The 25,181-nt window shown below is 66.4% G+C and carries 22 protein-coding genes; 9 read left to right on the top strand and 13 right to left on the bottom strand.

What is annotated here, in order from left to right:
- Positions 1–134: 134 nt before the first annotated feature.
- Positions 135–2,042 carry a propionyl-CoA synthetase gene (locus DOM56_RS00245; protein ID WP_110706981.1) on the top strand — a complete coding sequence of 636 codons (1,908 nt, stop codon included), beginning with the start codon at positions 135–137 and terminating at the stop codon, positions 2,040–2,042.
- A 13-nt stretch (positions 2,043–2,055) separates the two neighbouring features.
- Here the strand turns inward: DOM56_RS00245 and DOM56_RS00250 are convergent, their stop codons facing one another.
- Complete coding sequence (locus DOM56_RS00250; RefSeq protein ID WP_110706982.1) at positions 2,056–2,547, bottom strand: Lrp/AsnC family transcriptional regulator; 492 nt, start codon at positions 2,545–2,547, stop codon at positions 2,056–2,058.
- 250 nt (positions 2,548–2,797) lie between these two features.
- Between DOM56_RS00250 and DOM56_RS00255 the strand changes: the two genes are divergently transcribed.
- Positions 2,798–3,301: an Lrp/AsnC family transcriptional regulator gene (locus DOM56_RS00255; protein ID WP_110706983.1), complete on the top strand. Its 504-nt coding sequence runs from the start codon at positions 2,798–2,800 to the stop codon at positions 3,299–3,301.
- A 14-nt stretch (positions 3,302–3,315) separates the two neighbouring features.
- Here the strand turns inward: DOM56_RS00255 and DOM56_RS00260 are convergent, their stop codons facing one another.
- Positions 3,316–4,203, bottom strand: coding sequence for a GNAT family N-acetyltransferase (locus DOM56_RS00260; RefSeq protein ID WP_110706984.1), 888 nt, complete (start codon positions 4,201–4,203; stop codon positions 3,316–3,318).
- A gap of 294 nt (positions 4,204–4,497) precedes the next feature.
- On the opposite strand from DOM56_RS00260, the gene DOM56_RS00265 reads away from it, so the two are divergent.
- Positions 4,498–5,424 carry a glyoxylate/hydroxypyruvate reductase A gene (locus DOM56_RS00265; RefSeq protein WP_110706985.1) on the top strand — a complete coding sequence of 309 codons (927 nt, stop codon included), beginning with the start codon at positions 4,498–4,500 and terminating at the stop codon, positions 5,422–5,424.
- Positions 5,425–5,449: 25 nt separating this feature from the next.
- On the opposite strand, the gene DOM56_RS00270 is transcribed toward DOM56_RS00265, so the two are convergent.
- The 8 genes from DOM56_RS00270 to DOM56_RS00305 form a co-directional block, all read right to left on the bottom strand.
- Positions 5,450–7,096: an ABC transporter ATP-binding protein gene (locus tag DOM56_RS00270; protein ID WP_110706986.1), complete on the bottom strand. Its 1,647-nt coding sequence runs from the start codon at positions 7,094–7,096 to the stop codon at positions 5,450–5,452.
- 3 nt (positions 7,097–7,099) lie between these two features.
- Positions 7,100–8,008, bottom strand: a complete 909-nt coding sequence (locus DOM56_RS00275; protein ID WP_110706987.1) for an ABC transporter permease — start codon at positions 8,006–8,008, stop codon at positions 7,100–7,102.
- Positions 8,005–8,961: an ABC transporter permease gene (locus DOM56_RS00280; protein WP_110706988.1), complete on the bottom strand. Its 957-nt coding sequence runs from the start codon at positions 8,959–8,961 to the stop codon at positions 8,005–8,007. The genes DOM56_RS00275 and DOM56_RS00280 overlap by 4 nt, the downstream gene beginning before the upstream one ends.
- A gap of 95 nt (positions 8,962–9,056) precedes the next feature.
- On the bottom strand, positions 9,057–10,718 hold the full coding sequence (locus DOM56_RS00285; RefSeq protein ID WP_110706989.1) for an ABC transporter substrate-binding protein: 1,662 nt from the start codon (positions 10,716–10,718) through the stop codon (positions 9,057–9,059).
- 88 nt (positions 10,719–10,806) lie between these two features.
- A complete protein-coding gene (locus DOM56_RS00290; RefSeq protein ID WP_110706990.1) occupies positions 10,807–12,081 on the bottom strand; it encodes an FAD-binding oxidoreductase in 1,275 nt (424 codons plus the stop codon).
- Positions 12,082–12,131: 50 nt separating this feature from the next.
- The gene (locus tag DOM56_RS00295; protein WP_110706991.1) at positions 12,132–12,806 is read right to left on the bottom strand and encodes a haloacid dehalogenase type II; all 675 of its coding nucleotides are present in this window, start codon (positions 12,804–12,806) and stop codon (positions 12,132–12,134) included.
- Positions 12,807–13,053: 247 nt separating this feature from the next.
- Positions 13,054–14,385 (bottom strand): FAD-binding oxidoreductase, encoded by a 1,332-nt coding sequence (locus DOM56_RS00300; protein WP_110706992.1) that lies wholly within the window; start codon positions 14,383–14,385, stop codon positions 13,054–13,056.
- A 78-nt stretch (positions 14,386–14,463) separates the two neighbouring features.
- Entirely contained in the window at positions 14,464–15,939 is a 1,476-nt protein-coding gene (locus DOM56_RS00305; RefSeq protein WP_110706993.1) for an aldehyde dehydrogenase family protein, read from the bottom strand.
- A gap of 266 nt (positions 15,940–16,205) precedes the next feature.
- Between DOM56_RS00305 and DOM56_RS00310 the strand changes: the two genes are divergently transcribed.
- Together DOM56_RS00310 and DOM56_RS00315 are read left to right on the top strand one after the other, a co-directional pair.
- Positions 16,206–17,063, top strand: a complete 858-nt coding sequence (locus DOM56_RS00310; RefSeq protein WP_110706994.1) for a GNAT family N-acetyltransferase — start codon at positions 16,206–16,208, stop codon at positions 17,061–17,063.
- A 4-nt stretch (positions 17,064–17,067) separates the two neighbouring features.
- Positions 17,068–18,405, top strand: coding sequence for an amidohydrolase (locus DOM56_RS00315; RefSeq protein ID WP_110706995.1), 1,338 nt, complete (start codon positions 17,068–17,070; stop codon positions 18,403–18,405).
- Here DOM56_RS00315 and DOM56_RS00320 read toward each other — a convergent pair.
- From DOM56_RS00320 to DOM56_RS00330, 3 genes are all read right to left on the bottom strand, one after another.
- Positions 18,394–19,494, bottom strand: a complete 1,101-nt coding sequence (locus DOM56_RS00320; protein ID WP_110706996.1) for an NADH:flavin oxidoreductase/NADH oxidase — start codon at positions 19,492–19,494, stop codon at positions 18,394–18,396. The two genes, DOM56_RS00315 and DOM56_RS00320, sit on opposite strands and share 12 nt — an antisense overlap.
- A 241-nt stretch (positions 19,495–19,735) precedes the next feature.
- The gene (gene zigA, locus DOM56_RS00325; RefSeq protein ID WP_110706997.1) at positions 19,736–20,935 is read right to left on the bottom strand and encodes a zinc metallochaperone GTPase ZigA; all 1,200 of its coding nucleotides are present in this window, start codon (positions 20,933–20,935) and stop codon (positions 19,736–19,738) included.
- An 82-nt stretch (positions 20,936–21,017) separates the two neighbouring features.
- The gene (locus DOM56_RS00330) at positions 21,018–21,449 is read right to left on the bottom strand and encodes a TraR/DksA C4-type zinc finger protein (RefSeq protein ID WP_110706998.1); all 432 of its coding nucleotides are present in this window, start codon (positions 21,447–21,449) and stop codon (positions 21,018–21,020) included.
- Between the two features lie 241 nt (positions 21,450–21,690).
- Between DOM56_RS00330 and phnD the strand changes: the two genes are divergently transcribed.
- From phnD to phnE (DOM56_RS00350), 4 genes are all read left to right on the top strand, one after another.
- Positions 21,691–22,701, top strand: coding sequence for a phosphate/phosphite/phosphonate ABC transporter substrate-binding protein (phnD, locus tag DOM56_RS00335; protein ID WP_110706999.1), 1,011 nt, complete (start codon positions 21,691–21,693; stop codon positions 22,699–22,701).
- A gap of 66 nt (positions 22,702–22,767) precedes the next feature.
- Entirely contained in the window at positions 22,768–23,565 is a 798-nt protein-coding gene (gene phnC / locus DOM56_RS00340) for a phosphonate ABC transporter ATP-binding protein (RefSeq protein WP_110707000.1), read from the top strand.
- Positions 23,562–24,380, top strand: coding sequence for a phosphonate ABC transporter, permease protein PhnE (phnE, locus tag DOM56_RS00345; RefSeq protein WP_110707001.1), 819 nt, complete (start codon positions 23,562–23,564; stop codon positions 24,378–24,380). The genes phnC and phnE (DOM56_RS00345) overlap by 4 nt, the downstream gene beginning before the upstream one ends.
- Positions 24,377–25,177, top strand: a complete 801-nt coding sequence (gene phnE, locus DOM56_RS00350) for a phosphonate ABC transporter, permease protein PhnE (RefSeq protein ID WP_110707002.1) — start codon at positions 24,377–24,379, stop codon at positions 25,175–25,177. The genes phnE (DOM56_RS00345) and phnE (DOM56_RS00350) overlap by 4 nt, the downstream gene beginning before the upstream one ends.
- Positions 25,178–25,181 lie beyond the last annotated feature (4 nt).

A 25,181-nucleotide genomic window follows, 5' to 3' on the forward strand; every position in this document is an offset into this window, starting at 1 on the left:
CCCCCATCGTGCCCGGTTCGGCGTCCATTCGTCGAAGCTAGCCGATGGTCTGACGGTCGTCGGACGTTACCCCTCATACAGTGTCACCAAGCCCCGGCGAGATGGGCCGGGCGGGTACTTCAGCGGGGTATGCCATGAGCCGTTATCAGGACGAGTACCGAGATTCGCTCGAGGACCCGGAAGCCTTCTGGATGCGCCAGGCTCGGCGCCTGCCCTGGTTCACCCCGCCGACCCGGGCGCTCGCCTACGACGCAAACGGACACGCCCGCTGGTTTGGCGATGGCGAGCTCAATCTGTGCCATGCCGCCCTCGACCATCACGTCGAGCAGGGGCACGGCGAGCGCATCGCGCTCTACTGGGACTCGCCGCTCAGCGGCCAGCAGCGGCGCTACACCTATCGTGAGCTGCGCGATGCCACCGCCCGCTGCGCCGGCGCCCTGCGCGGGCTGGGTGTGACCCCGGGCGAGCGCGTGGTGATCTACATGCCGATGGTGCCGGAGGCGTTGATCGCGATGCTCGCCTGCGCACGCCTCGGCGCCATCCACTCGGTGGTGTTCGGCGGTTTCGCCGCCCGCGAGCTGGCGGCACGGATCGAGGACGCCAAGCCCAGGGTGGTAGTAGCGGCCTCCTGCGGGCTCGAGCCCGGCCGCGTGGTGGCCTACCAACCGATCGTGCGCGAGGCGCTGTCGCGCAGCGCCCATGCGGTGGCTCACTGTGTCTACCTGCAGCGCGATGCCTGCCGCGCCGAGCTCGGCCCCGGCGAGGCCGAGTGGAAGACGCTGATGGCCACGGCCGAGCCCGCCGACTGTGTCCCGGTCAAGGCCACCGACCCGCTCTACATCCTCTACACCTCCGGCACCACCGGCCGTCCCAAGGGCGTGGTACGCGATACCGGCGGCTACGCCGTGGCGCTGCACTACTCGATGGAGACGATCTACGACATCGCCCCGGGTGAGGTGTTCTTCTCCGCCTCCGACGTGGGCTGGGTCGTGGGCCACTCCTACATCGTCTACGGCCCGCTGCTGCGCGGTGCCAGCAGCGTGGTCTACGAGGGCAAGCCGGTGCGCACTCCCGATGCCGGTGCCTTCTGGCGAGTGATCGAAGCGTATCGGGTGAAGAGCTTCTTCACCGCGCCGACGGCCTTCCGCGCGATCAAGAAGGAGGACCCCGAGGCGCGGCTGAAGGAGGGCTACGACCTCTCCAGCCTGCGCTCGCTGTTTCTGGCCGGGGAGCGCCTCGACCCGCCCACCTACCACTGGCTCAAGGCGCATCTCGACGTGCCGATCGTCGACCACTGGTGGCAGACCGAGACCGGCTGGGCGATCGCCGCCGATCCGCTGGGGCTCGACCCGGTGCCCACCCGCGCCGGCTCCGCCACCTTCCCGGTGCCGGGCTACGATGTGCGCATCCTCGATCGCCACGGCGAGGAGGTGGGCGCACTGACCGAGGGTAGCGTGGTGATCAAGCAGCCGCTGCCGCCGGGCTGCCTCGCCGGTATCTGGGGCGACCCCAAGCGCCTGCACTCGGCCTACCTGGCGACCTACCCGGGCTACTATCTGACCGGCGACGGCGGCTACATCGACGACGAGGGCTATCTGTTCGTGATGGGCCGCACCGACGATGTGATCAATGTCGCCGGCCACCGGCTCTCCACCGGCGAGATGGAAGAGGTACTCGGCTCGCATCCGGCGGTGGCCGAGTGCGCGGTGATCGGCACCCAGGATGCACTCAAGGGGCAATTACCGCTGGGACTGGTGATCCCCAAGGATGGCTTCGATGGTGACCACGCGAAGCTGGAGCGGGAGCTCGTCTCCCTGGTCCGGGAACGGATCGGCCCGGTGGCGAGTTTCAAGCAGGTGCGGGTGGTGGACCGCCTGCCCAAGACCCGCTCGGGCAAGATCCTGCGTCGGGCGCTGCGCCAGATCGCCGACGGGGAGACCTTCGACGTACCCGCCACCATCGACGATCCGACCAGCCTGGAAGATGCCCGCGAGGCGATCGCCAACCTGCGAGGGCGTGAAGCCACGGAGAAGGATGATTGAGCCGGCTCGCCGTTCAGGACGACTCCGCCTGAGGTCCGAACAGCGCGTTGAGCGGCAGGTGGGATTTCGAGAAAGGTGACTTGATGACCACGTAGTTGAAGTACTTCTCGATCCCCACGTCCTGTTCGACCAGCCCCTCGATGAGCGCCTGGTACTCCGCGATGCCACGCGTCACGAACTTGAGCAGATAGTCGAACCCGCCCGACATCAGATGACACTCCAGGCAGTCGTCGATCTTCGCGACCGCCTGCTGAAACCGATCGAAGTCGATCTGGCGGTGATGGGAGAGCGTCACTTCGGTGAATACCGTCAATATCTCGTCGAATTTCGCCAGATCGATCAGCGCCGAATAGCCGGTGATGTAACCCGCTGCCTGCAGCTTCTTGACCCGCATCAGGCAGGGGCTGGGCGATAGATGAACCAGCTCGGCCAGCTCGACGTTGGGGATACGGCCATTTTTCTGCAGTTCGGTCAGGATTCTGAGATCGGTACGATCCAGCTTCATTGTTGTCTCCCCAAAAGTCGGCTACCTGGCGGCGGAGCCTTGGCGACATGCGATGGCGGGCCCGATGCATCAGCTTACCTTCGCGACGACGCCTGACGCGATCGGGTAAAAAGATTCGTGCCCGTAACTTGCCCCCCGAGTCACGATATTGAAAACTGCAGGGCGATGGAAACGCCATCCGCCAGGCAGCATAGGCATCCCACCAGTGCCGCGGCGACGCCAACGGGAATCGGCCCTGGGCCCTAGACTCATGACATCACCCAAACTCGATCGCCTCGATGTCTCCATCCTGACCGAGCTGCAGCGCGACGGACGCATCACCAATGCCCAGCTCGCGGATCGCGTGGGGCTGTCGCCCTCTCCCTGTCTGTCCCGGGTCAAGCGGCTCCAGCAGGCCGGCTACATCGAGAGCTACAACGCCCGTCTCAATCTGGCCCGGCTCGGCTCGTCGATGACCCTGTTCGTGGAGATTACGCTGAGCAATCACCGTCGCGACAGCTTCCAGCGGTTCGAGGCGGCCATGGCGGCAACGCCCGAGGTGATGGAGTGCCATCTGGTCTCCGGCGGTTACGACTATCTGCTGCGGATACTCGTGCCACGCCTCTCCGAGTTCCAGCAGCTGATGGAGCGATGGTTGGGGCAGGACGTGGGGATCGCACGCTACTTCAGCTACGTGGTGATGAAGACACCGCTGACCCGGGTCGAGGTCCCGCTGGGCCAGTTGATCGAGGACGATAGCCACGGCGGGACGTGACCGCGCCTACGCGCTCAACCGAGCGTATGCGCGGCCAGGCCGAAGGTCCGGACCGGCCCGTCCCCGCCTCTCTGCTGGCCCAGGCGCATCTGGGTGACGGTGTCGAAAGCGTCGAGTCCCGCAGCGTCGAGGAAAGCGAAGAAAGTCGGGGTGTCGCAGGTGGTGTCGATGCGCAGGAACTGCCCACGGTGCTCCCGGACGAGCGGCGCGATCAGCGCCATCGCCATCGCCTCGTCCTCCGCCACCACCGGTCCGATCACGCGCCCCCGGCCAAAGTCACGAATCAGCGCGAATCCTGCGGCCGCGCCATCGCGAACGGCCACCGTGCCCTCGCTGACGGCGAAGAGCGCATCCAGCACCGCGCGGCGCTCGGCCCCGAAGGCCACCTGGTCGAGCATCCGCAGCGCCGTCAGATCCGACGCCTGCAGCGTGCGGACCGGGCACGTCGCCCCACTCTCGGGCAGCGGCCCCTCGCCCACCATGCCCTGGCGCTGATGGACCGTTGCCACCGGCACGAAGCCGGCACTTTCATATAGGCGATAGGCCGCTCGCGTCGCGTTCAAGCGCAGATCGCGACCGCCGCAATCCGCCAGGATCCGATCCAGCAACCAGCGCCCCGCCCCGAACGTCTGGAGCCTCGGGGCGGTGATCATCATGCCGAGCATGGCGAAATCCTCGCCCATCTCGAAGTACATGCCGGATGCCAGCACGCGCTCGATCTCGTCCAGCGCCAGATACCCTCGCCCCAGCGCCATCAGTAGCCTCAGATCCCGCGCCCGGTGGGGCCAGGCAACACTGACGGCAAGCTGATGGAGATGATGGAGATCACCGCTCTCCAGCGGTCGGGCCGCACTCACGAATGCATCCACTCTCTGCGTCGTAGCAATATCGGTAGGGTTCATGCCTCCTCCTGGAATACCCGGTCCGCGGAAACGACGTCCGGGGACGCCTTCGGGTCCGGTGCTCGCGGCAGGTCGTTGCCATCGCTTGCACCGGAACAGTCTAGCGGCGACCTTTCCCGGCCACCGCACCTTTTCGCCTTCCACCCGCCGGTTTGGCGCCAGCGCCGCCCCGACACAGTGGAATCTGCGCTGAAGCCTGCCAATTCGGCAGATATCGCCGCCCAGCACGGCACAACGACATTCGCTGCCCCGCCCTTGTCGTAGCCTGAAGCTTTCCCCGCGAAGGAGAGGTTCATGGCCCTGCTCTACAAGTCCGACCCGGTGAGAGGAGAGCGCTGGCGGGCGCTGTTCGCGCAATATGCCCCCGACATCGAGTTCCGCCAATGGCCAGATGTCGGCGACCCTGCCGAGGTGCGCTACCTGCTGGCCTGGGAGCCACCCAGCGATCTCGCCACCCGGCTGCCCGCCCTCGAGGTGGTGTTCGCCACCTCCGCCGGCGTCGACCAGTTCGACCTCTCGCAACTGCCCGCCGGCGTGCCGCTGGTGCGCATGCTGGACCCGGCGCTGGAGACCGGCATGGTCGAGTACGCCGCCTTCGCCACGCTGTGGCTGCATCGCCGCCTGTACGCCTATGTGCACCAGCAACGCGAGCGCCAATGGCAGGCCCATTCCCTGGTCGCCGCCGAGCACCGCCGTGTCGGCATCCTCGGCCTGGGCCAGTTGGGACAGGCGATCGCCACGCACCTGAGCGGCTACGGCTTCCCGGTCAGCGGCTGGTCGCGCAGCCCGCGCCAGTTGCCGGGGATCACCTGTCACGCCGGCCCCGACGGGCTGGAGCGCTTTCTGGCCTCCAGCGACATCCTGATCTGCGTCTTGCCGCTGACCGATGCCACCCGCGGCATCCTCGATCGCGAGCTGTTCGCACGCTTGCCCGAGGGTGCGGCCCTGGTCAACATCGGCCGCGGCGACCACCTGGTCGACGACGACCTGCTTCAGGCGCTGGCGTCGGGGCAGCTGTCGGCGGCGGTGGTGGATGTCCTCGGCCAGGAGCCGCCAGCGCCGGACCACCCTTTCTGGCATCACGACCGCATCCTGATGACACCCCACGTGGCCGCCATGACGCAGCCGGAGACCGCCTTCCCGGTGCTACTGGACAACCTCCGCCGCCACCAGCGCGGCGAGCCGATGAGCGGCCAGATCGACCGCCAGCGCGGCTACTGAATCATCGCTCCCGCCCCGGCGCAGTTCAGGCCGGGGCCTCCGCCGGGGCGAGCGAGCGGTTTTCCAGCCAGCCGGTGCGCAGCTCCGGCACGGAGCCGATCAGCTTGCGCGTGTAGTCATGGCGCGGTGCCTCGAGTACCGTATCGCATGCCCCGAACTCCACGCACTCACCGTGGTAGAGCACCATGACATCGTCGCAGAGCGCGCGCACTGTCGAGATATCGTGGCTGATGAACAGATAGGCAACGCCCAGTTCCTGGCGCAGCTCCGCCAGCAGTTCGAGAATCGCCGCACCGACCACGGTATCCAGTGCCGAGGTCACCTCGTCGCAGAGAATCAGATCCGGCTTGGCCGCCAGGCAGCGCGCGAGATTGACGCGCTGCTTCTGGCCCCCGGAGAGCTCGCCGGGCTTGCGATCCAGCAGGCTGGTGGGCAGCTTGACCAGTGCCATGAGCTCGTCGATCCGACGCCGTCGCTCGGCGCGGTCCAGATGGAAATAGGTCTCCAGCGGCCGGCCGAGCAGTCGGCGTACCGAATGGGCCGGGTTGAGCGCGTTGTCGGCACTCTGGAAGGCCATCTGGATGCGCCGGAATTGATCCGGCGTGCGGCCACGCAGTGTCGGCGGCAGCGGGGTGCCATCGAACTGTACGCTGCCATGGCAGGGGGCGATCAGCCCGGCGATCGCGCGGGCCAGGGTCGATTTACCGGAGCCCGACTCCCCGATGACGCCGATGGAGCGGCCCGCGGAGAGCGTGAGATCGATTCCACGCAGCACCTTGCTCGACGGCTCGCCGTCACGGTTCAGCTTGCCGTAGCCGACATCGAGCTGCTCGACCGCCAGCAGTGGCTGCCCCGCGGCGACCGGCACCGAGTCGGCCAGGCGCACCGGTCGGGTCGCCGCCAGCAGGCTCCGGGTGTAGGCATGCCGAGGCCGCTCGAGAATCTCTTCGATCCGGCCCTGCTCCTGCTCGCATCCCCCGTTGAGCACCAGCACCTGGTCGGCCATCTGGGCGACCACGGCCAGATCGTGGGAGACATAGATCGCCGTTGTGCCGCGCTCACGCATGACGCGCTTGAACGCGAGCAGCACCTCGACCTGGGTGGTCACGTCCAGCGCCGTGGTCGGCTCGTCCAGAATCACCAGCGCCGGATCGGTGAGCAGGGCCATCGCCGCCATCACGCGTTGCAACTGCCCACCCGAGACCTGATGAGGGTAGCGCTCGCCGATATGTTCGGGGTCGGGCAGCGCCAGATCCCGGAACAAGCCGATGGCCTTGTCCCGGGCGGTGCGGCGATCCATCACCTTGTGCAGCAGCGCCGCCTCGATCACCTGATCCATCAGCGAACGCGAGGGGTTGAACGCCGCCGCCGCGCTCTGGGCGATATAGGCCACGCGGTGCCCTCGCAGGGCCCTTGTTGCCACCGGCGAAAGCGACAGCACCTCGGTCTCGCCCAGGCGCACGCTGCCCCCGGCGATACGGCACCCGCGTCTGGCGTACCCCAGCATGGCCAGGGCGATGGTGGTCTTGCCCGACCCGGACTCGCCGATCAGCGCCAGCACCTCGCCCGGTTCGAGCGAGAAGCCGATCCGGCTGACGATGCTGCGTTCTTCCCCGTCATCGGGGGTCGCGACGATCTCGAGGTCGCGAACGATGAGCGATTCACCTTGCATGGGTCACTCCTTCTGCGTCGCGCGGCTGGTGGAGAGGCTATCGATCAGCAGATTGGCGCCGATCGTCAGCGTGCCGATGGCCAGGGCCGGCGCGATGACCGCGATCGCGCCCTGACTCAAGCCGCCGATGTTCTCGCGCACCAGCGACCCGAGATCCGCCGCCGGCGGCTGCACACCCAGCCCGAGAAAACTCATGCCGCTGAGCAGCAGCACGATGAACACGAAGCGCATTCCCATGTCGGTCAACACCGACTGGATCATGTTGGGGAAGATCTCGCGGGCGGCGATGTAGAGTCGGCCTTCGCCCCGGGTGTGAGCGACCTGGACGTACTCCATCGTGGCCAGATTGGTGGCCAGACTGTGGGCGATCCGGAAAGCCCCGGGGGCATAGCTCAACACGGTGGCCGTGATCAGCAGCGGGATCGAGGCACCGAAGGCCGACACCATCACCAGCGCCATCATCTTGCTGGGAATCGAAATCAGGGTGTCGAATATCCGTCGTACGGACTCCTCCAGCCACTTCGGCAACAGCACCGAAAGCATGCCGAAGCCGGCGCCGATCAGGCTGGAGAGACAGGCGGCGACCAAGGCGAGACCCACGGTGTAGCGAGCGCCGGTCAGGATTCGGCTGAGCATGTCGCGGCCCATGTAGTCGGTACCCAGCGGGTAAGCGGCGCTCATCCCGCCGAACATCTGGTCGGAGACGAATGCCCCCATCGGATGGGGCGCCAGCAGCGGCCCGAACAGCGCCACCAGAATCCAGAAGCCGAACACGCCGAGCCCGATCCAGCGGGTCAACTGAAGCCGGCGGCGATTGCGGCGCTGGGGGGCGCCGACAGGCAGGTGGCTGCCGTGGCGCAACCGTCTGGGGGTATTGGCCTTGGGATGCGTCATCGTCTTGAGCGAGTTCATCGGTTGCGCAGCCTCGGGTTGGAGAGAATCGCGCAGATGTCGGCCAGCATGACCAGCACCAGATAGGTGCCGCAGAACAGCATGGCGCAGGCCTGCACCAGCGAGAGGTCGCGATTGGATACCGCGTCCACCATCAGGCTGGCGATCCCCGGATAATTGAATATGGTCTCGACGATGATGACGCCGCCGAGCAGATAGGAGAGGCTCAGCGCAACGGCATTGGCGATCGGCCCGACCGCATTGGGCAGGGCGTGGCGCATGACCCGGCGGATCGGCGGCACGCCCTTGAGCTGCGCCATCTCGACGTAGGGGCTATCGAGCTGATCGATCAGCGCTGCCCTTGTCATCCGCGCCATCTGCGCGATGAGCACGCAGCAGAGCGTCAGTACCGGCATGGCGTAGATCTTCATGGCGTCCCCCAGCGAGTCGACCGTGGAGACATAGGAGAGTGCGGGCAGCCAGTTGAGCTGGACCGCGAAAATCAGTACCGCCAGCGTGGCCACCAGGAACTCCGGCACCGCGACCATCGACAGGGTCACCAGATTGAGCAGGCGATCGATCAGGCCGCCGCGGCACATCGCCGCCACGACGCCCATGGTGATGGCGATGGGTACCGAGACGAGGGTGGTGATACCGGCGAGGATGAGCGAGTTTGGCAGGCGATCGTTGATCAGCTGCGCGACCGCCATGCCGTTGCTTGCCGACTGGCCGAGGTCACCGGTGACGAAACCGGACAGCCAGTGCCAGTAACGCACGATGGCCGGCTGGTTGAGTCCCAACTGCTCTCTCAGCGCAGCGACCTGCTCGGGCGTGGCGAACTGGCCCAGAATCTGCTGGGCCGTGTCGCCGGGCAGCAGCGAGGTGATGGCGAAGATCACCAGCGATACCAGAAACAGGGTCAGCAGACTGGCGCCCAGCCGTCCGGCCACGAGTCCAAATAGCGTGTTGCGCATGGGTCGTCTCCGACTCGAGTGCCCCGATCGCCCCCTACCCGCTCCCGAGCGAGGTCGGCGACGATCGGCGCTTGCGTTGACGTGCGAAGCCCGGCTCAGCCCTTCCACCAGACGTATTCGGCGAACATGTAGCCCATGAGGGCGCCCAGCGGCACGGTGCGATCCATGCCGCCGATCCGCGAGTCATAACCCTCGAGATCGTTGAGGAAAACGGGAATCCCGATACCGCCCTCGTCGTGGATCAAGGTCTGCATGTCAGCATACATCTGCTTGCGCTTGACCTCGTCGGGCTCGCCCCGAGCGGCAACGACCAGTTGATCGAAGTGCTCGTTCTTCCATCCCGACTCGTTCCACGCGGCGCTCGACAGGAAGAACTGGGAGAGCAGGATGTTGGCGGTCGGGCGCGGATTGATGTTGCCGAAACCCAGGGGATGCTTCATCCAGTGGTTCGACCAGTAGCCGTCCGCCGGAACCCGGTTGATGTTGAGCTTGAGACCGGCCGCCGCCGCCGACTGCTGGAGCAGCACCGCCATATCCTCGGAGTAGTTGGCGGCGGGCGATGCGACGAGCGGCACGGTGGCGCCGGCGACACCGGCCTTCTGAAGCAGGGAGGCGGCGCGCTCGGGGTCGTATTCCCGCTGGGGCAGGCCGTCGAAGTAGTAGGGCGTTCCCGGTGCGATGGGCTGGTCGTTGGCGATTTCGCCATAGCCGCGTAGCGCCACGCGCTTGATCTGCTCGCGATCGAAAAGGTACTTCATCGCCTCGCGGAACGCCGGCCGACTCGTCGGCTGCTGGTCGAAGCGCATGACCAGGTCAGTGTAGTTGCCGGAGTTGGTCGCCTTGAGCACGCCGGTCTCGCTCTGCTTGATCCGCTCCGCGGAGTTGCCGCTGAGGTTGTTGATCATCTGAACGTCGCCGGAGAGCAGCGCGTTGACGCGTGAGGATTCGTCTCCGATGCCGACCATCTCGATGGCATCCAGGTACGGATACCCCTCGCGCCAGTAGTTCTCGTTGCGCACACCGACAGAGCGAACCCCGGGCGAGAACTCCTGACAACGGAACGCGCCGGTGCCGTTGCCCTTGGAGAAGTCCTGGGTGCCCTCGGCAACGATGACCAGATGCGAGACGGCGAGAACCGAGGGCAACTCGATATTGGGCGCAGAAAGGTTGAACTCCACCCGGCGCTGGTCGAGTGCCCGCACGCTATCGATCTGCTCGACCATCGACAGCGCCTTGGAGCCGACCGCGGGATCCTTGTGGCGCATGACCGAGTAGACCACGTCCTGGGGCGTGAGCGCCTTGCCATCATGGAACGTCACCCCCTGGCGCAGAACGAAGATCCAGTGGCTGCCGTTGTCGGTGGTCTCGAAGCTTTCGGCCAGGCAGGGCTGCGGGCGCAGGCCCGGATCGAACTGGGTCAGGCCGTTGTAGAACATGTAGGCGCGGCAGTAGTCGATTGCGGTCGAGCCCTGCGCGGGATCGAGTGAATCCTTGGTCGAGGAGGAGTGGGCGGCGACGCGGATACGCCCGCCGCGTTGCGGTGTCCCCTCGCCTTCCGCGGCGAAGGCCCGCGACAAGCCGGGCACCCCGCCCGCGCCCATGGCCAGCAGCCCGGCCGCGCCGAGCAGCTTCATGGCATCGCGCCGGGACAGCCCGCGCTGCATGGCCCGATAGACCTCGAGACTCTCCTGGGGAGACGTCAGCTTGCCGCTGTTGTTGTCGCGACGGTTGTCGTGACTGTTGTCGTGACGCGTCATAAGCCTTCTCCTAGATCGACTGAAATTGTTATGGAACTCGGATATAGCGCTTACTGAATAACGGTTTCTCCCCGGCCGGGCGTACGGCTCAATGCCACCGATCCTGCAGCCGATACCAGCCGCCGACGAGGGGCAGAAACCAGGGTTTGCCGAAGTGGCCGGGGATCGCCGGCCAGTGACGCTCCTGCCACGGGTAGGCGTGTCGCTGACCCAGCATCGCCTCGGCGAGGCGTTGGCCCATATGGACCGACATCTGGACACCGTGGCCGCTGTAGCCCATGACGTAGTACATGCCGTCGTGGCGACCGGCATGTGGCAGGCGGTCGCGACTCATGTCGACCAGCCCACCCCAGCAGTAGTCGATATCGGTGTCGGCCAACGAGGGAAAGGCGTGGCCCAGGCCCCGGCGCAGGATCTCTCCGCTCTTGGTGTCCGATTTGCCGCCCGACATCGCGAACCGGGCGCGTCCGCCGAACAGCAACCGGTTATCGGGGGTCAGGCGAAAATAGTGGCCGACGATGCGGCTGGTGACATAGGCACGCCGCTGCGGTAACAGCGCCCGGCACTGCGACTCGCTCAGCGGGGCGGTGACCACGATGAAGCTGCCCACCGGCGCCAGCCGGCGGCGAAACCAGCCGAGCGGCCCCTGGCGCGAGGCACCCGTCGCCAGCAGCACGTTGTCCGCCTGCAGGGTGCCGCCCGGGGTGGCCACACGGTAGCCCCCCGCCTGCCGGGCGACGCCGGTCATCGGGGTATGCTCGAACAGCTGCGCGCCGTGGGCCACGGCCGCCTCGGCCAGCCCTATACCGAAGCGCCCCATGTGCATCTGCCCGCCGTTTTTCTGCAGCAGGCCACCATGGAAGATCGGCGAGTCGACCTCCTGGCGGATCGCGTCTCGGGGGATCAGCTCGACCTCTGGATCGACGTCACGGGCGATCGCCTCGGCACTGCGCACGAGCTTGGCGTAGTGCTCGGGCTTGGCGGCCAGCTTGAGCTTGCCGTGATGAAGGTAGTCGCACTCGATTTGCTCCTCCGCGATCACCCGGCGCACGCTCGCCACCGCCTCGGCATAGTGGCGGTAGTGGCACATCGCCCGCTCGCGCCCGAGCTGCTCGACCAGGCTGGCGTAGTCCTGGGCGACACCGGTATTGCACTGGCCGCCATTGCGCCCTGACGCCTCGCCGATGACCCGGCCCGCCTCGATCAGGGCAACGCGCGCCCCGCCGCGGGCCAGCGTTCGCGCCGCCGACAGCCCGGTGAATCCGCCCCCCACGACGACGACGTCATAGCGCTCCTCGGGCGGTGTCTGCCGCGCCCCGCTGAAAGCCGGCGCCGTCGCCAGCCAGTAGGAATCGAACTGCATGGCACCTTCCTCCGTCTCGGGCGACAAGGATGCGGTGGCGAGCTCGGTGCTCAGAGCCCGACCAGCGCCGGCAGACCGCGGATATCGGCGATCTCGGTGGCACCGTAACCGGCGCAGTAGGGCTCGTGCCCCCGCGCCACGAACGCCTTGTTCTCGATCCCCATCAGCGAGGCCGAGATCAGGTCGTAGCGAAAGCTCGACGAGATGTGCAGCAGCTCATCGGGGCGGCAACCCAGGGTGTCGATCATGGCTTCGAAGGCGGCCAAGCGAGGCTTGTAGACCTTGAAGGTATCGGCGGTGAACACCTCGTGAAACGGGACTTCCAACTTCTGGACGTTGGACATGATCTGCGTGTCATCGGCGTTGGAGTAGATCACCAGCGGAATCTTGCCGGCGATCTTGGACAGCCCCTTGATCACGTCGGGATGCGGCCCCCAGGTCGGCACCGCCTCGTAGTAGCGCAGGCCTTCGTTGTCGCGATATTCGATACCCCAGCGCTGGCACGTCCGCTCGAGTGCCGTGCACAGGATCTCGGCGTAGGGCTTCCACGGCCCCAGCACCTCGTCGAAGCGATAGGCGCCGAAATCCTTCACGAAGGCCGCCATGCGCTCGGCGTCGGGGATCCGGTCGGCAAATATCTCGCGGGTCAGACTCCCCATCTGGAAGTTGGTCAAGGTGCCGTAGCAGTCGAAGGTAATGTACTTGGGGCGCATGATGTCGCTCATGGGGCTTCGTCCTGTTGTTGTGGCCTTGTCGTGGCCTTGTCATGGCGTTGTCGTGGCGTTGCGGTGGCCGGGGGTCATAGGCCACCGTTCGTCTGGACGGCACAGGATGCCAACACGAGCACCGGCGCCGCTTCGGTATCCCTCATTACAGCACCGGGTCCACGGTGGCCGACGCTGAAAGCGGGCGCCGGGGTGGCACAAATCGCCCTTTTTGGGGCCGAGGACAGCACAGGCTGCGGCGACGGATTCACATCATCTCGGGCTGGCGGATACGGCTGCCATCGGAAAAACGCGACAGATGGTAGGGCGACGGATCCACCATTGGCGTGGCATCGGTGGCGATATCGGCCGCCAGCTGCCCGGCTGCCGGGCCGATGCCGAAGCCGTGGCCGCTGCAGCCGGACGCGACGGTGAAGCCCGGAATCGCGTCGATCGGCGAGATGACAGGCACCAGATCCGGTGTCGTATCGATCATGCCGGCCCAGGCGCGCGCCAGATGCACGCCCTTCAGCGCCGGATACTCGGCGTGCAGCGCGGCAAGCGTGGCCCGGGCCAGCGCCATGTCCGGCATGGGATCGAGAATGCGCTGGCGTTCGAACGGTGAGATCTGGTCGAACTCCCAGCGTCCAGCCGCTTCCGGCCCGCTGAAGAAAGAGCGCCCCAGCCTGATCTGGAGCTTCTTGGCCAGCTTGCTGCGATAGGCGCTGTAGAACCGGGTGGCGTAACGCAGCCCCTGGGGGCTGATCTCGACCCGGCCCAGCCCGGGCATGGCCAGCGTATAGCTGCCATCGAGCCGCCGCCGCAGCGCAAGTTTGGGTGTGGTCAGACAGCCGGGGGTCACTTCGGGCGCCGCCGTGGTTTGAATGGCGGTGCCCATGATGTTGGCCGAGGGCAGGTCCACCCCGTGACGACGGCAGAAGCGCGAGCTCCAAGCGCCCCCGGCGCAGATCACACTCGAGGTGCGGATCAGTCCGCGCTCGGTCCAGACCCCGCTGACACGGCCCGCGGTGAGATCCAGTCCGCGCACCGCACAGTTCTGATGCACATGGGCGCCATGGTCCTGGGCACCTTGCGCGATCGCCGGACACGCCATGGCCGGTTCGGCACGCCCGTCGGTGGGCGACCAGACCCCGCCCAGCCAGCGCGAGGTGGTGCCCGGTGCACGCTCATGTGCCTCCGCGGCGCTCAGCATCTGGCCGATGAAGCCCTGCTCGCGGGCCTGGCGACCCCAGGCTTCCCATTTATCCAGACTCTCCTGACTATCGGTGGTATAGACGATACCGCTGCGCCGGAAGCCGACGTCACGCCCGATTTCCTGCGAGAAGGCCTCCCAGCGGCTCAGGCTGTGCATCGCCAGCGGCAGCTCGAACAGGGCGCGGTTCTGTTGACGCACCCAGCCCCAGTTTCGACTCGACTGCTCGCAGCCGATCAACCCCTTCTCCAGCAGTGCCACCGAGATGCCCCGGCGGGCCAGCTCATAGGTGGCGCAGGTGCCCAGAATACCGCCCCCGATCACCACCACATCCACCTGCTCGGGAAAGTCGGGCGTGTCAAAAACCGGGTCCATATTGACGAACATGATCGAGAGCCTCTTGTCAGTTTGCGCGACGCCAGTCAGGCCGGCGACGTATCGAATAGGGCATGCACAGGCACGACATCACGGGGTCAGGTCGATCAGCACGCTCTTGTGTTGCAGGTTGGCCTCGAAGGCCGCCCGGCCCAGGTCGCGGCCGATCCCGGAACGCTTGTAGCCACCCGTGGGCAGGATGTAGTCGTTGCTGCGTCCATAGCGGTTGACCCACACGGTGCCCGCCGACAACCGCCGAACCGCTCGCAGCGCCCGCCCCAGATCGGCGGTGTGTACCCCCGCGGCGAGCCCGTAGATCTCGTGCTCGGCCAGGCCCAGCGCCTCCTCTTCGTCGTCGAAAGCCTGGATCGTCAACACCGGGCCGAAAATCTCCTCACGCACGGCCGGATTGTCGGAAGCCCCCACCTGCAGGATCGTCGGTCGGTAGAAACAGCCCCCCATATCCGTCTCGAAGCGGGTTCCGCCAGCCAGGAGCTCGGCGCCGGCCTCGCGGGCGCGAGAGACGATCGTCTCCACGCGTTCGGCCTGGACGGCGGAAATGAGCGGCGAAAATCGCGTGCCCGAGTGCCAGGTCAACCCCGGTTCCAGCGTGGCGAAGCGCTGCTGCAGACGCTCGACGAGCGGCGCCAGCAGCGGCCGTTCGACCAGCAGTCGCGAGCCCGCGACGCAGACCTGGCCGGCGTTGCCGGTAATGGCGGCGGCCAGCGTCTGCGCGGTACGGTCGAGATCGGGCACGTCGGCGAACACCAATTGCGGGCTCTTGCCGCCCAGCTCCAGCGTGACCGGTTTCGGTCCGGTGTCGGCGCAGGCGCGCATGATCGCGCGTCCGGTCCCGGTGGAGCCGGTGAACGTCACCTTGGCGACACCGGGATGCCGGCAGAGCGCCTCTCCGGTGACCGGCCCGCTACCCTGGACCACGTTGAACACCCCAGGAGGAATGCCCGCCTCCACCGCCAGCGCGGCCAGCCGGACCGCCGAGAACGGCGTCATCTCCGAAGGCTTCAGGACCACCGTGTTGCCGGCCGCCAGCGCCGGTGCGACCTTCCAGCAGGTCATGCTGAGCGGGAAGTTCCATGGCGCGATGGCCCCCACCACACCGAGCGGCTCGGCGATCTGCATGCCCAGATGATCGTGTGCCGTCGCCGCCACCTCTCCACCGCACTTGTCGGCGAATTCGGCGAAGAAACGAATCCCTTCAGCGGTATAGGGCACATCCCAGGCGCGTGCCTGATCGATGGGCCGGGTCGAGCCGAGGGACTCCAGCGCCGCGAGATAATCGATGTCGGCCTCGATCAGATCCGCCCAGCGGCGCATCGCCCTGGCCCGTTCGCGCGGCGGACGACGCGCCCAATCGCTGCTGGTGAACGCGCGCCGCGCGCTGTCGACGGCGGCATCGACACACCCGGCATCGGCCGCGGGCAGCATCGCGTAGACCTTGCCGTCCGACGGCCGGGATACCGCCAGGGTCCCTGTCTCGTGAACGAGACGACCATGAATGTAGTGGCCGCCAGGAAGGGAAATGCGATCGGGGTCGAAGCTCGCCATGATGCACCTTGCCGTGAGAGATGGAGAAGCGACATCGAGTCGGGGGGCCGCGAAAGCCACCGTCGTCGTCTGCTCCCATCGTATGGCGGAACGCCCAGCACAGGGTGCCGAGAGTCCGCCTGCCTGGCGCAGTTGATGCGCCGAACCGGCTCCCTCTCGGCGCATTCTGCCGAATTCCGAGAATCCGTCGCTCGCGCGTGGCAGGCCGTACCTCACGCTGAGTAAAGTACCCGCCACGGAGCCCTCGAATACAGGAGAACGCCGACATGCCCCAAGACGCGACTGCAGCCCCCCATTTGTCATCCCGCGATGCCACGCTCGGCTATCGCCGTTTCGATACCCAGGACCTCGACGATGCCCTGCAGCTGTCGCGCCGGCTCGGCTGGCCCCACCGCCGCGAGGACTGGGCCCAGATGCTCGAGGTCGGCCAGGGCATCGTCCTGCGCAGCGACAGCGGCGAGCTGGTGGGCACCGGCTTCTGCACCGACCACGGAAACATGGCGACACTCGGCCTGATCATCGTCGACGACGCCTGGCAGGGGCGCGGCCTGGGGCGCGAGATCCTGGTTCACCTCATGGCCCTGGCCGGTGAGCGGCCGCTCGCCCTGGTGGCGACGACGGCAGGGGCGCCGCTCTACCGCAAGCTGGGTTTCGAGACCTGCAATCTCGTCTGTCAGTACCAGGGCATCATCGAGCCGACACCGGCACCATCGCTGCCGCACCTGCGGCCGGCGATCGCCTCGGACTGGGAAGCCCTGCTGGCGCTGGTGCCCGATAACCCCGTTCATGCGCTGGCGGTGCGCGAAGCTACCCACGGGATGGTGCTGGACGTGGACGGACGTCTCGAAGGGTGTGCGCTATGGCGGGATTTCGGACGCGGCCACCATATCGGACCGGTCCTTGCCGATTCCGACACGGCGGCGCGCGCGCTCATCCAGGCTCTGTTCGCCGAGCATGAAGGCAGTTTCGTGCGGCTTGACCTGGTCGATCCGGATCCGAACGACGACTGGCTACAGTCGGCGGGGCTGCGCTGTGTCGATCGCATCGAACGGATGCGACGCGGCGAGCTACCGGAAATTCCTGGTCCGACCCGTGTCGGACTGACGACACAGACGATGGGGTAACGTCATGCCTCACTCGCTGGCGGCACAGGTCGAGGCGCTCGCGCCACAGTTGATCGCCTGGCGGCGGGATTTTCACCGCCACCCCGAGCAGGGATGGACCGAGTTCCGCACCGCCAGTCTCGTGGCGGAAAGCCTCGACGCGCTCGGCTACCAGGTCGCCGTCGGCGAGGCGGTCGTCGATCGCGAGGCGCGCCTGGGCGTGCCCGACGCCGCGACGCTCGCCGACGCCCTGGCGCGCGCCCGCGACCAGGGTGGTGTTGCGCGCTGGCTTGCCGCCATGGAGGGCGGGCTGACCGGCGTCGTCGGCACCTTCGACACCGGCCGTCCGGGGCCTACGCTCGCCTACCGCTTCGATCTCGACGCCCTGCCGATCCTCGAAAGCGAGGCCGACACGCACTTTCCCGCGCGCCTGGGATTTCGCTCTTGCCATCCGGGGTCGATGCACGCCTGCGCCCACGATGGGCACACCGCCCTGGGGCTCGGTCTGGCACATCTGCTGCCGGCGCTCGCCTCACGCCTCACCGGCCGCATCAAGCTGCTCTTCCAACCGGCCGAAGAGGGTGTCAGAGGTGCCGGGGCCATGGTCGCGGCCGGCGTGGTCGATGACGTCGATCACTTCATCGCCACCCATCTGGGGCTGGGGCAGCCCGAGGGCACGCTGATCTGCGGTGCGGACGGTTTTCTGGCGACGACCAAGCTCGACGTCACCTTCACCGGGCGCGCCGCCCACGCCGGCGGGGAACCCGAAAAGGGGCGCAATGCCCTGCTCGCCGCCGCGCAGGCGGTGCAGGCGCTACATGCGATCGCACCGCACGCCGGAGGCGCCTCGCGGCTCAACGTCGGCCGCCTGGAAGCCGGCAGCGGGCGCAACGTGATCGCCGACACGGCCTTCATGCAGTTGGAGACACGCGGCAGCACCACGGCGATCAACGATTATGTCGAGGGCCGGGCCCGAGAGGTGCTGGAAGGTGCGGCGCGCATGCAGGGCGTCGAGCTGGCCATCGCGCGTCTCGGCGCCGCGGTGGAGTGCACCTCGAGTCCCGCGCTGGTCGAGCGCATCGCGACGGCGCTCGAGGGCCGGGCAGGCATCCGTGAGCTGATCGCCCACGACACCACGCCCGCCGGTTCGGAAGACGCGACCCTGCTGATGCGTCGCGTCATCGAGCGGGGCGGAGAAGCCGCCTATCTGATCTTCGGCACCCGACTCGCGGCCGGTCACCACCACCCCGAGTTCGATTTCGACGAAGCGACCCTGGCGCCCACGCTGGAGGCGCTGGCGAGCACCGCGCTGGCACTCGCCGGCGAGACAGCGGATGTCGACGAGAGCGAACTAGCCGAATAGCCCTTTCAAGGTATGCGGCTGGCTGCGTAGATACTGCTTGGGTGCGTGCACGCTGGCCCCCAGCTTGGCCGCGGCGTGCCACGGCCAGCGCGGATCGAAGAGCATGCCGCGGGCCAGCGCCACGGCGTCGGCTTCCCCGCTGAAGACGATCCCTTCGGCCTGCTCCGGCTCGGTGATCAGACCCACCGCGATCACCGGCATGGCGACTTTCTGCTTCATGCGCCGGGCGAACGGCACCTGGTAGCTGGGGCCGACATCGAGGGCCTGGCGCGGGTCGAGCCCGCCACCGGAGCAGTCGATGAAGCTGCAGCCGCGGGCATCGAGGGCCTGAGCCAGGGCCACGCTCTGGTCCAGGTCCCAGCCGCCCTCGACCCAGTCGCTGCCGGAGATGCGAATGCCCACCGGCTTCTCTGCCGGGAATACCTCACGCACCGCATCGAAGATCTCGAGGACCAAGCGCATGCGGTTCTCCAGGCTGCCGCCGTAGGCGTCCTCGCGCTGGTTGGAAAGCGGCGACAGGAACTGGTGCAGCAGATAGCCGTGGGCCGCGTGCAGCTCGATCAGATCGAAGCCGAGACGCTCGGCACGCCTGGCCGCGGCGACGAAATCCGCCTTGAGCTCCGCGATATCGTCGAGGGTCATCGCCTGCGGCGGGCGCTGATCGGCCTGATAGGGCACGTCGGAGGGCGCCAGGGTCTGCCATCCTCCCGCCTCCAGGCTCAACTGCTTGCCGCCCTCCCAGGGGGCCTGGCAAGAGGCCTTGCGCCCGGCGTGGCCGAGCTGGATGCCGATCGGCATCGGCGAGTGGGCGCGTACCGACGCGAGCGTGCGCGCCATCGCCTGCTCGTTGGCGTCGGAATAGAGCCCGACGTCGCCCGGGGTGATACGCCCCGCCGCGGCCACGGCCGAGGCCTCGATGATCAGCAGGCCGGCGCCGGAGAGCGCCAACTGGCCGAGATGGATCGTATGCCAATCGGTCATGCTGCCCTCGCCGTCGGCGGAGTACTGGCACATCGGCGAGATCACGATACGGTTGGCCAGCTCGAGCTCGGCAAGCTTGAGCGATGTAAAGAGCTTGGGAGATGCCATGAATCCTGTTCCTGACTGAGACGAATGATGGCAAAAATGTAGCTTGCTAATAATTTTTTAGCAATGCCCGACTCTCAATGGTGGAATTCAGATCCTATCGGATGGCTGTCGAGGTCGTGAGATGACCACTCGCACGATGACCGCTACCAATGACGGCCATAAAAAACCCCGGCAAATCCGCGAGGGATTACCGGGGAAGCTCTGGTGGAGACCAGATCAAGATGAGTCGGCAACAGCAGGCTCAGGCAGCGACGCCCCACTCGGGGAAGGGATCGGGCAAGGTCATCCAGTACCCCTTGCCGCGGGCCAGCTCGTCATCGTCGAGCAGGCACGCTTCCAGGCGGCGGCGGATGCTCGCCACGTCGAGCCCCTGGCCGATGAACACCAGCTCCTGGCGCATGTCGCCGAAGGGTTCTTCCCATTTCTCCCGGATCGAGGCGAGATACTCCGGGTCCTGGGGCCAGCGCGACTCGGGTACCGCACGCCAGAACAGACCGGCGAAACCGTGATGGGCAATACCGCCGGCCTGGCTCCACTGGCCGGCGAACTCGGGACGACTAGCGAGCCAGAAGAAGCCCTTGGAGCGCAGCAGGCGGCCGTCACCCCAGTCGCAGTGCAACAGCTCGAAGAAGCGCTGCGGGTGGAACGGGCGGCGCGCTTCGAAACTGAAGCTGCTGATGCCGTACTCCTCGGTCTCGGGGACGTGTTCACCGCGCAGCTCCTTGAGCCAGCCGGGGGCAAGCTGGGCCTTCTCGAAGCTGAAGCGGCCGGTATCGAGCACCCGGTCCAACCCGATCTGGCCGTGGCTGATGGCATGGATCTCGGCATCCGGATTGAGGGTTCTGAGCACCGCCTCGACCTCGGCGAGCTGGCCGGCGTCGATCAGATCGCTCTTGGAGATCAGCAGCACGTCGCAGAACTCGATCTGGTCGACCAGCAGGTCGGCGACGTTGCGCTCGTCCTCCTCGCCCAGGCTTTCACCCGCCTCGGCCAGCGATTTGGCCTCGTAGTACTGGGTCAGGAAGTTGGCACCGTCGACCACGGTGACCAGGGTATCCAGGCGTGCCACCTGGGACAGGCTGCGGCCCTGTTCATCCTCGAAGGTAAAGGTCTCGGCCACCGGCAGCGGCTCGGAGATGCCGGTGGATTCGATCACCAGGTAGTCGAAGCGGCCCTCCTCGGCGAGACGGTTCACCTCGATCAGCAGGTCTTCGCGCAGGGTGCAGCAGATGCAGCCATTGCTCATCTCGACCAGCTTCTCTTCGGCACGGTTGAGATCGACTTCGCGCTCGACCAGGGCGGCGTCGATATTGATCTCGCTCATGTCGTTGACGATCACCGCGATACGGCGGCCGTCACGGTTGTTGAGCAGATGGTTGAGCAGCGTGGTCTTGCCGGCGCCGAGAAAGCCGGAAAGCACGGTAACGGGTAAGGGATTCATGGATTCCTCCAGCAAGGTCGGTCCGGGTCGGCCTCTGTATCGGGCGGGCCGTCGATGTCTTGGGTCGCCGACAAGCGAGGTGTCAGGCGCTGTGTCGCTTGGCGTAATGGTGCTCGCGCTGCTCCTGACGCTGCTTGGCCTCGAGACAGAGCGTGGCGGTGGGTCTCAGCAACAATCGTCGCAGGCCGATCGGCGCGCCGGTCTCTTCGCAGAATCCATAGTCGCCCTCATCCAACCGCTTGAGGGTACCGGCAACCTTGCGCAGCAGCCGGGTCTCACGGTCGGCCTGGCGTAGTAGCAGACGCAACGTCTCCTCGTTGGCGGCCAGGTCGGCCTCGTCGCCGACACCACGGCTGTCGACGATGGTGCGGCGAGTCTCTTCAAGCGCCGCTTCGAGCCCCGCCTGCTCCACCAGCAGACGCCGTCGGAAGAAGTCGAGCTGAGCCTCGTTCATGTAGGCGTTCTCGGGCATTGCCAGCAGTTGGCTCTCTTCCTCGATAAGCGGTAACGGCATGGCAGTCTCCTCCGGAGCGTCGCGAAAAACCAATGTTATAACATAACAATAAAAACACCAACTTTCTTCTTCCTGCTCGGAAACGAACATGAAACGCAGTCATTAGCGAAAGTCGTATGCGCTTTACGCCGAATTTTGCGCACACTGTGACAAAACCATGACACCGAAAGCATCTATAAAGAGATCGACAAATCGCGCGGCCGGTGTCGCTTATAACAACCTCCGTTCCAGGAGATCCGCCATGCTACGACGCCTCGAATCCTCCAGCTCCCCCTCGCTGCGCCTGCCGCTTTCCCTGTTGACCACGCTGCTACTCGGCTGCGGCCTCGCTCTCTCGACGCAGGCCGCCGATGCGTGCCCGCAACGCGGGGACCTGGCGCCCATGTACTGCGACGCCGACGGCGATCTGGTCGCCGATGCGCCGACCGACGAATCCCAATATCTCGACCCCGATCCGCTGGTCTTCGCCTATACCCCGGTCGAGGACCCGGCGATCTACGCCGATATCTGGGAACCGTTCATCGAGCACCTCCGCGATGTCACCGGCAAGGACGTTCGCTTCTACGCCGTGCAATCGAATGCTGCCGAGATCGAAGCGATGCGCAGCGGGCGCATCCAGGTCGCGGGCTTCTCCACCGGGCCGACGCCGTTCGCGGTCAACCTCGCCGGGGCGGTGCCGTTCGCGATCATGGGCAGCGACGACGGCGAGTTCGGCTATACCTTGCAGGTCTACACCCGCAAGGACAGCGGCATCGACGAGCTGAGCGATCTCAAGGGCAAGCGCGTGGCGCACACCTCCCCCACCTCCAACTCCGGCAACCTGGCGCCGCGCGCCCTGTTCCCGAAGCAGGGCATTACCCCCGACGAAGACTACGAAGTGGTCTACTCGGGCTCCCACGACCAGTCGATGCTGGGCGTGGTGGCGGGGGACTACGACGCTGCGCCGGTCGCCTCCGAGGTGGTCGATCGGATGGCCGAGCGGGGCCTCTACGACCCGGAAGAGGTCAAGATCGTGTTCGAGTCCAAGCGCTTCCCCACCACCTCCTATACCTATGCCTACAACCTCAAGCCCGAGCTGATCGACAAGATCAAGGAGGCCTTCTTCAGCTTCGACATGAAAGGCACCGAGCTGGGCGAGGAGTTCGACGGCGTGACCAAGTTCATCCCGGTCACTTATCAGAAGGATTGGGAAGTCATCCGCGACATTCAGGACGCCAATGGCGTCGTCTACTCCCAGGAAAACGTCGAGTAATCCGCCGAACCACAGGCGGCGCCATCGGCCACGAAGGCCGATGGCGCCGTCAGCAGAGGATCTCCCATGCTGCGCATTCAGAATCTGATCAAACGGTACGGCCATGGCGAGCCGGTGCTGCGCGGGCTCGATCTCGACGTTCCCGGTGAATCGGTGGTATCGATCATCGGCGCTTCGGGGGCCGGCAAGAGCACCCTGCTGCGCTGCATCAACCGGCTGGTGGAGCCCACGGAAGGCAGCATCGAGCTCAACGGCCTGGAGTTGACGCATCTCAAGCGTGAAGAGCTGCGCAAGGCGCGCCGGCGCATCGGGATGATCTTCCAGGGCTTCAACCTGGTGGATCGCCTGACGGTGATGGAGAACGTCCAGTGTGGGAGGCTGGGTTATATCCCCTACTGGCGGGCGGCACTGCGCAAGTACCCGGCGGAAGACATCGAGCGCGCCTACCACCTGATGGAGCGCGTCGGCATCGCGCACTACGCCAACAAACGCGCCGATGCACTCTCCGGTGGCGAACGTCAGCGTGTCGGCGTGGTTCGGGCGTTGATGCAGCAACCGGAAATTCTGCTCGCCGACGAGCCCACGGCCTCGCTGGATCCGGTGAGCTCGCGCCAGATCATGGAGCTGCTGCAGACGCTCTCCCAGGAGCTGTCGCTCCCGGTACTGATCAACATCCACAACGTGGCCGAAGCGCGTGAATACACCCAGCGCATCGTCGGCATGCGATTCGGCAAGCTGATCTTCGATGGCGTTCCCGCCGACCTGGACCAGGAGGCGATGGATGCCGTCTACAGCGGCACCCCGGGGGAGGCACGTCAGCAGGCCGAGAGCGGGTCGGCCCACTCACCGGCGGTGGTGTCATGAGCACCAGCACCGATCAGACGGTCCCGTCGTCGCGGCGACACTGGCGCAAGCCACCGTTCATCGCCAATCCAGTGCTGCGCTGGGGGCTGGTCGTGGGCGTCGCGATCTACGCCGTGTGGGCGATCTCGATCCTGCCGTTCGATCTCGATCGCATCAGCCAGGGCATGACCCGTGCCGCGCGGATTTTCTCCGGCGCCTTTCCGCCCAACTTCGACCGCTATGAGCTGCTCATCGACGGCTTCCTCGAAAGCCTGCAGATCGCCATCCTGGCGACGCTGCTGGGTCTCGCGCTGAGCGTTCCCATCGCGTTCATGGCGGCCCGCAACATCGCCGCCAGGCCGATCTACATGATTGGCAGGGCCATCATCATCCTGGCGCGCAGCTTCCACCCGGTGATCGTGGCGATCCTGTTCGTCAAGGCGGTGGGGTTCGGTCCGGTGGCCGGCATCCTGACGCTGACGCTCTACTCGATCGGCTTCGTCGCCAAGATGCTGGCCGAGCGAATCGAGGAGATCGACTGGGGTCAGGTGGAAGCGCTACGTGCCAGCGGCACCCGCTATATCAGCGTGCTGCAGTTCGCCGTGCTGCCGCAGATCATGCCGCGCCAGATCGGCCTCGGCATCTATCAGCTCGACAGCAACCTGCGGGCGTCGGCGGTGGTCGGTATCGTCGGCGCCGGCGGCATCGGCTCGACGCTGATGAACGCTTTCGGCCGCTACGACTACGACTTCGCCCTGGCGATCACGCTGGTGATCATCGGCGTGATTCTGGTCAGCGAAGCGATCAGCGGTCGGATCAGGAGGAACATCGGATGACGCAGACCGTTGCCGAGCGCACCTGGGCGCGCTATACCCCGCAACAGCGCTGGAAGCGCTTCCTGACACTGCTGGTCGTGGCAGCGGCCGTGGTGTGGGCGGTGGAGAGCATCGATATCATCTGGCCCTGGGTGTGGGATGCCCCGGCCCAGGTCGGTGACCTGTTCGGGCGCATGGTGCCGCCGGACGTGAGCAACCTGCGGGCGATCCTGTGGGCACTGGTCGAGACGCTCAACATCGCCACCATCGCCACGTTCGTAGCCGTCTTCCTGTCGCTGCCGATCGCCTACATCGCGGCCCAGAACACGACCCCCAACCGTTTCACGCTGTGGCTGGGGCGTTTCATCCTGGTCTCGAGCCGCTCGGTCAACACGCTGATCTGGGCCCTGCTGTTCGTGGCGATCTTCGGCCCCGGCGTGCTGGCCGGGATCATCGCGATCATGTTCCGGTCGATCGGTTTTCTCGGCAAGCTATTGGGCGAAGCGATCGAGGAGATCGATCGGCGCCCGGTGGAGGCGCTGGAAGCGACCGGCGCCTCGCGGGCCAAGGTGGTGCTCTACGCGATCGTGCCGCAGGTCATGCCGACATTCTTCGCGGTCGGCATCCTGCGCTGGGACATCAACCTGCGCGAGTCGACCGTACTCGGCCTGGTAGGCGCCGGCGGGATCGGCGTGATCCTGCAGGGCGCCATCGACACGCTGGCATGGCAGACCGTCGCCACCATCCTGTTGGCGATCATCGCCCTGGTCATCCTGGGCGAAGCGCTCGCCGCCTGGCTACGCAAGAAGGTCATCTGACCGA

The sequence above is a fragment of the Salinicola sp. CR57 genome (assembly GCF_003206585.1).
Classification (GTDB): Bacteria; Pseudomonadota; Gammaproteobacteria; order Pseudomonadales; family Halomonadaceae; genus Salinicola; species Salinicola lusitanus.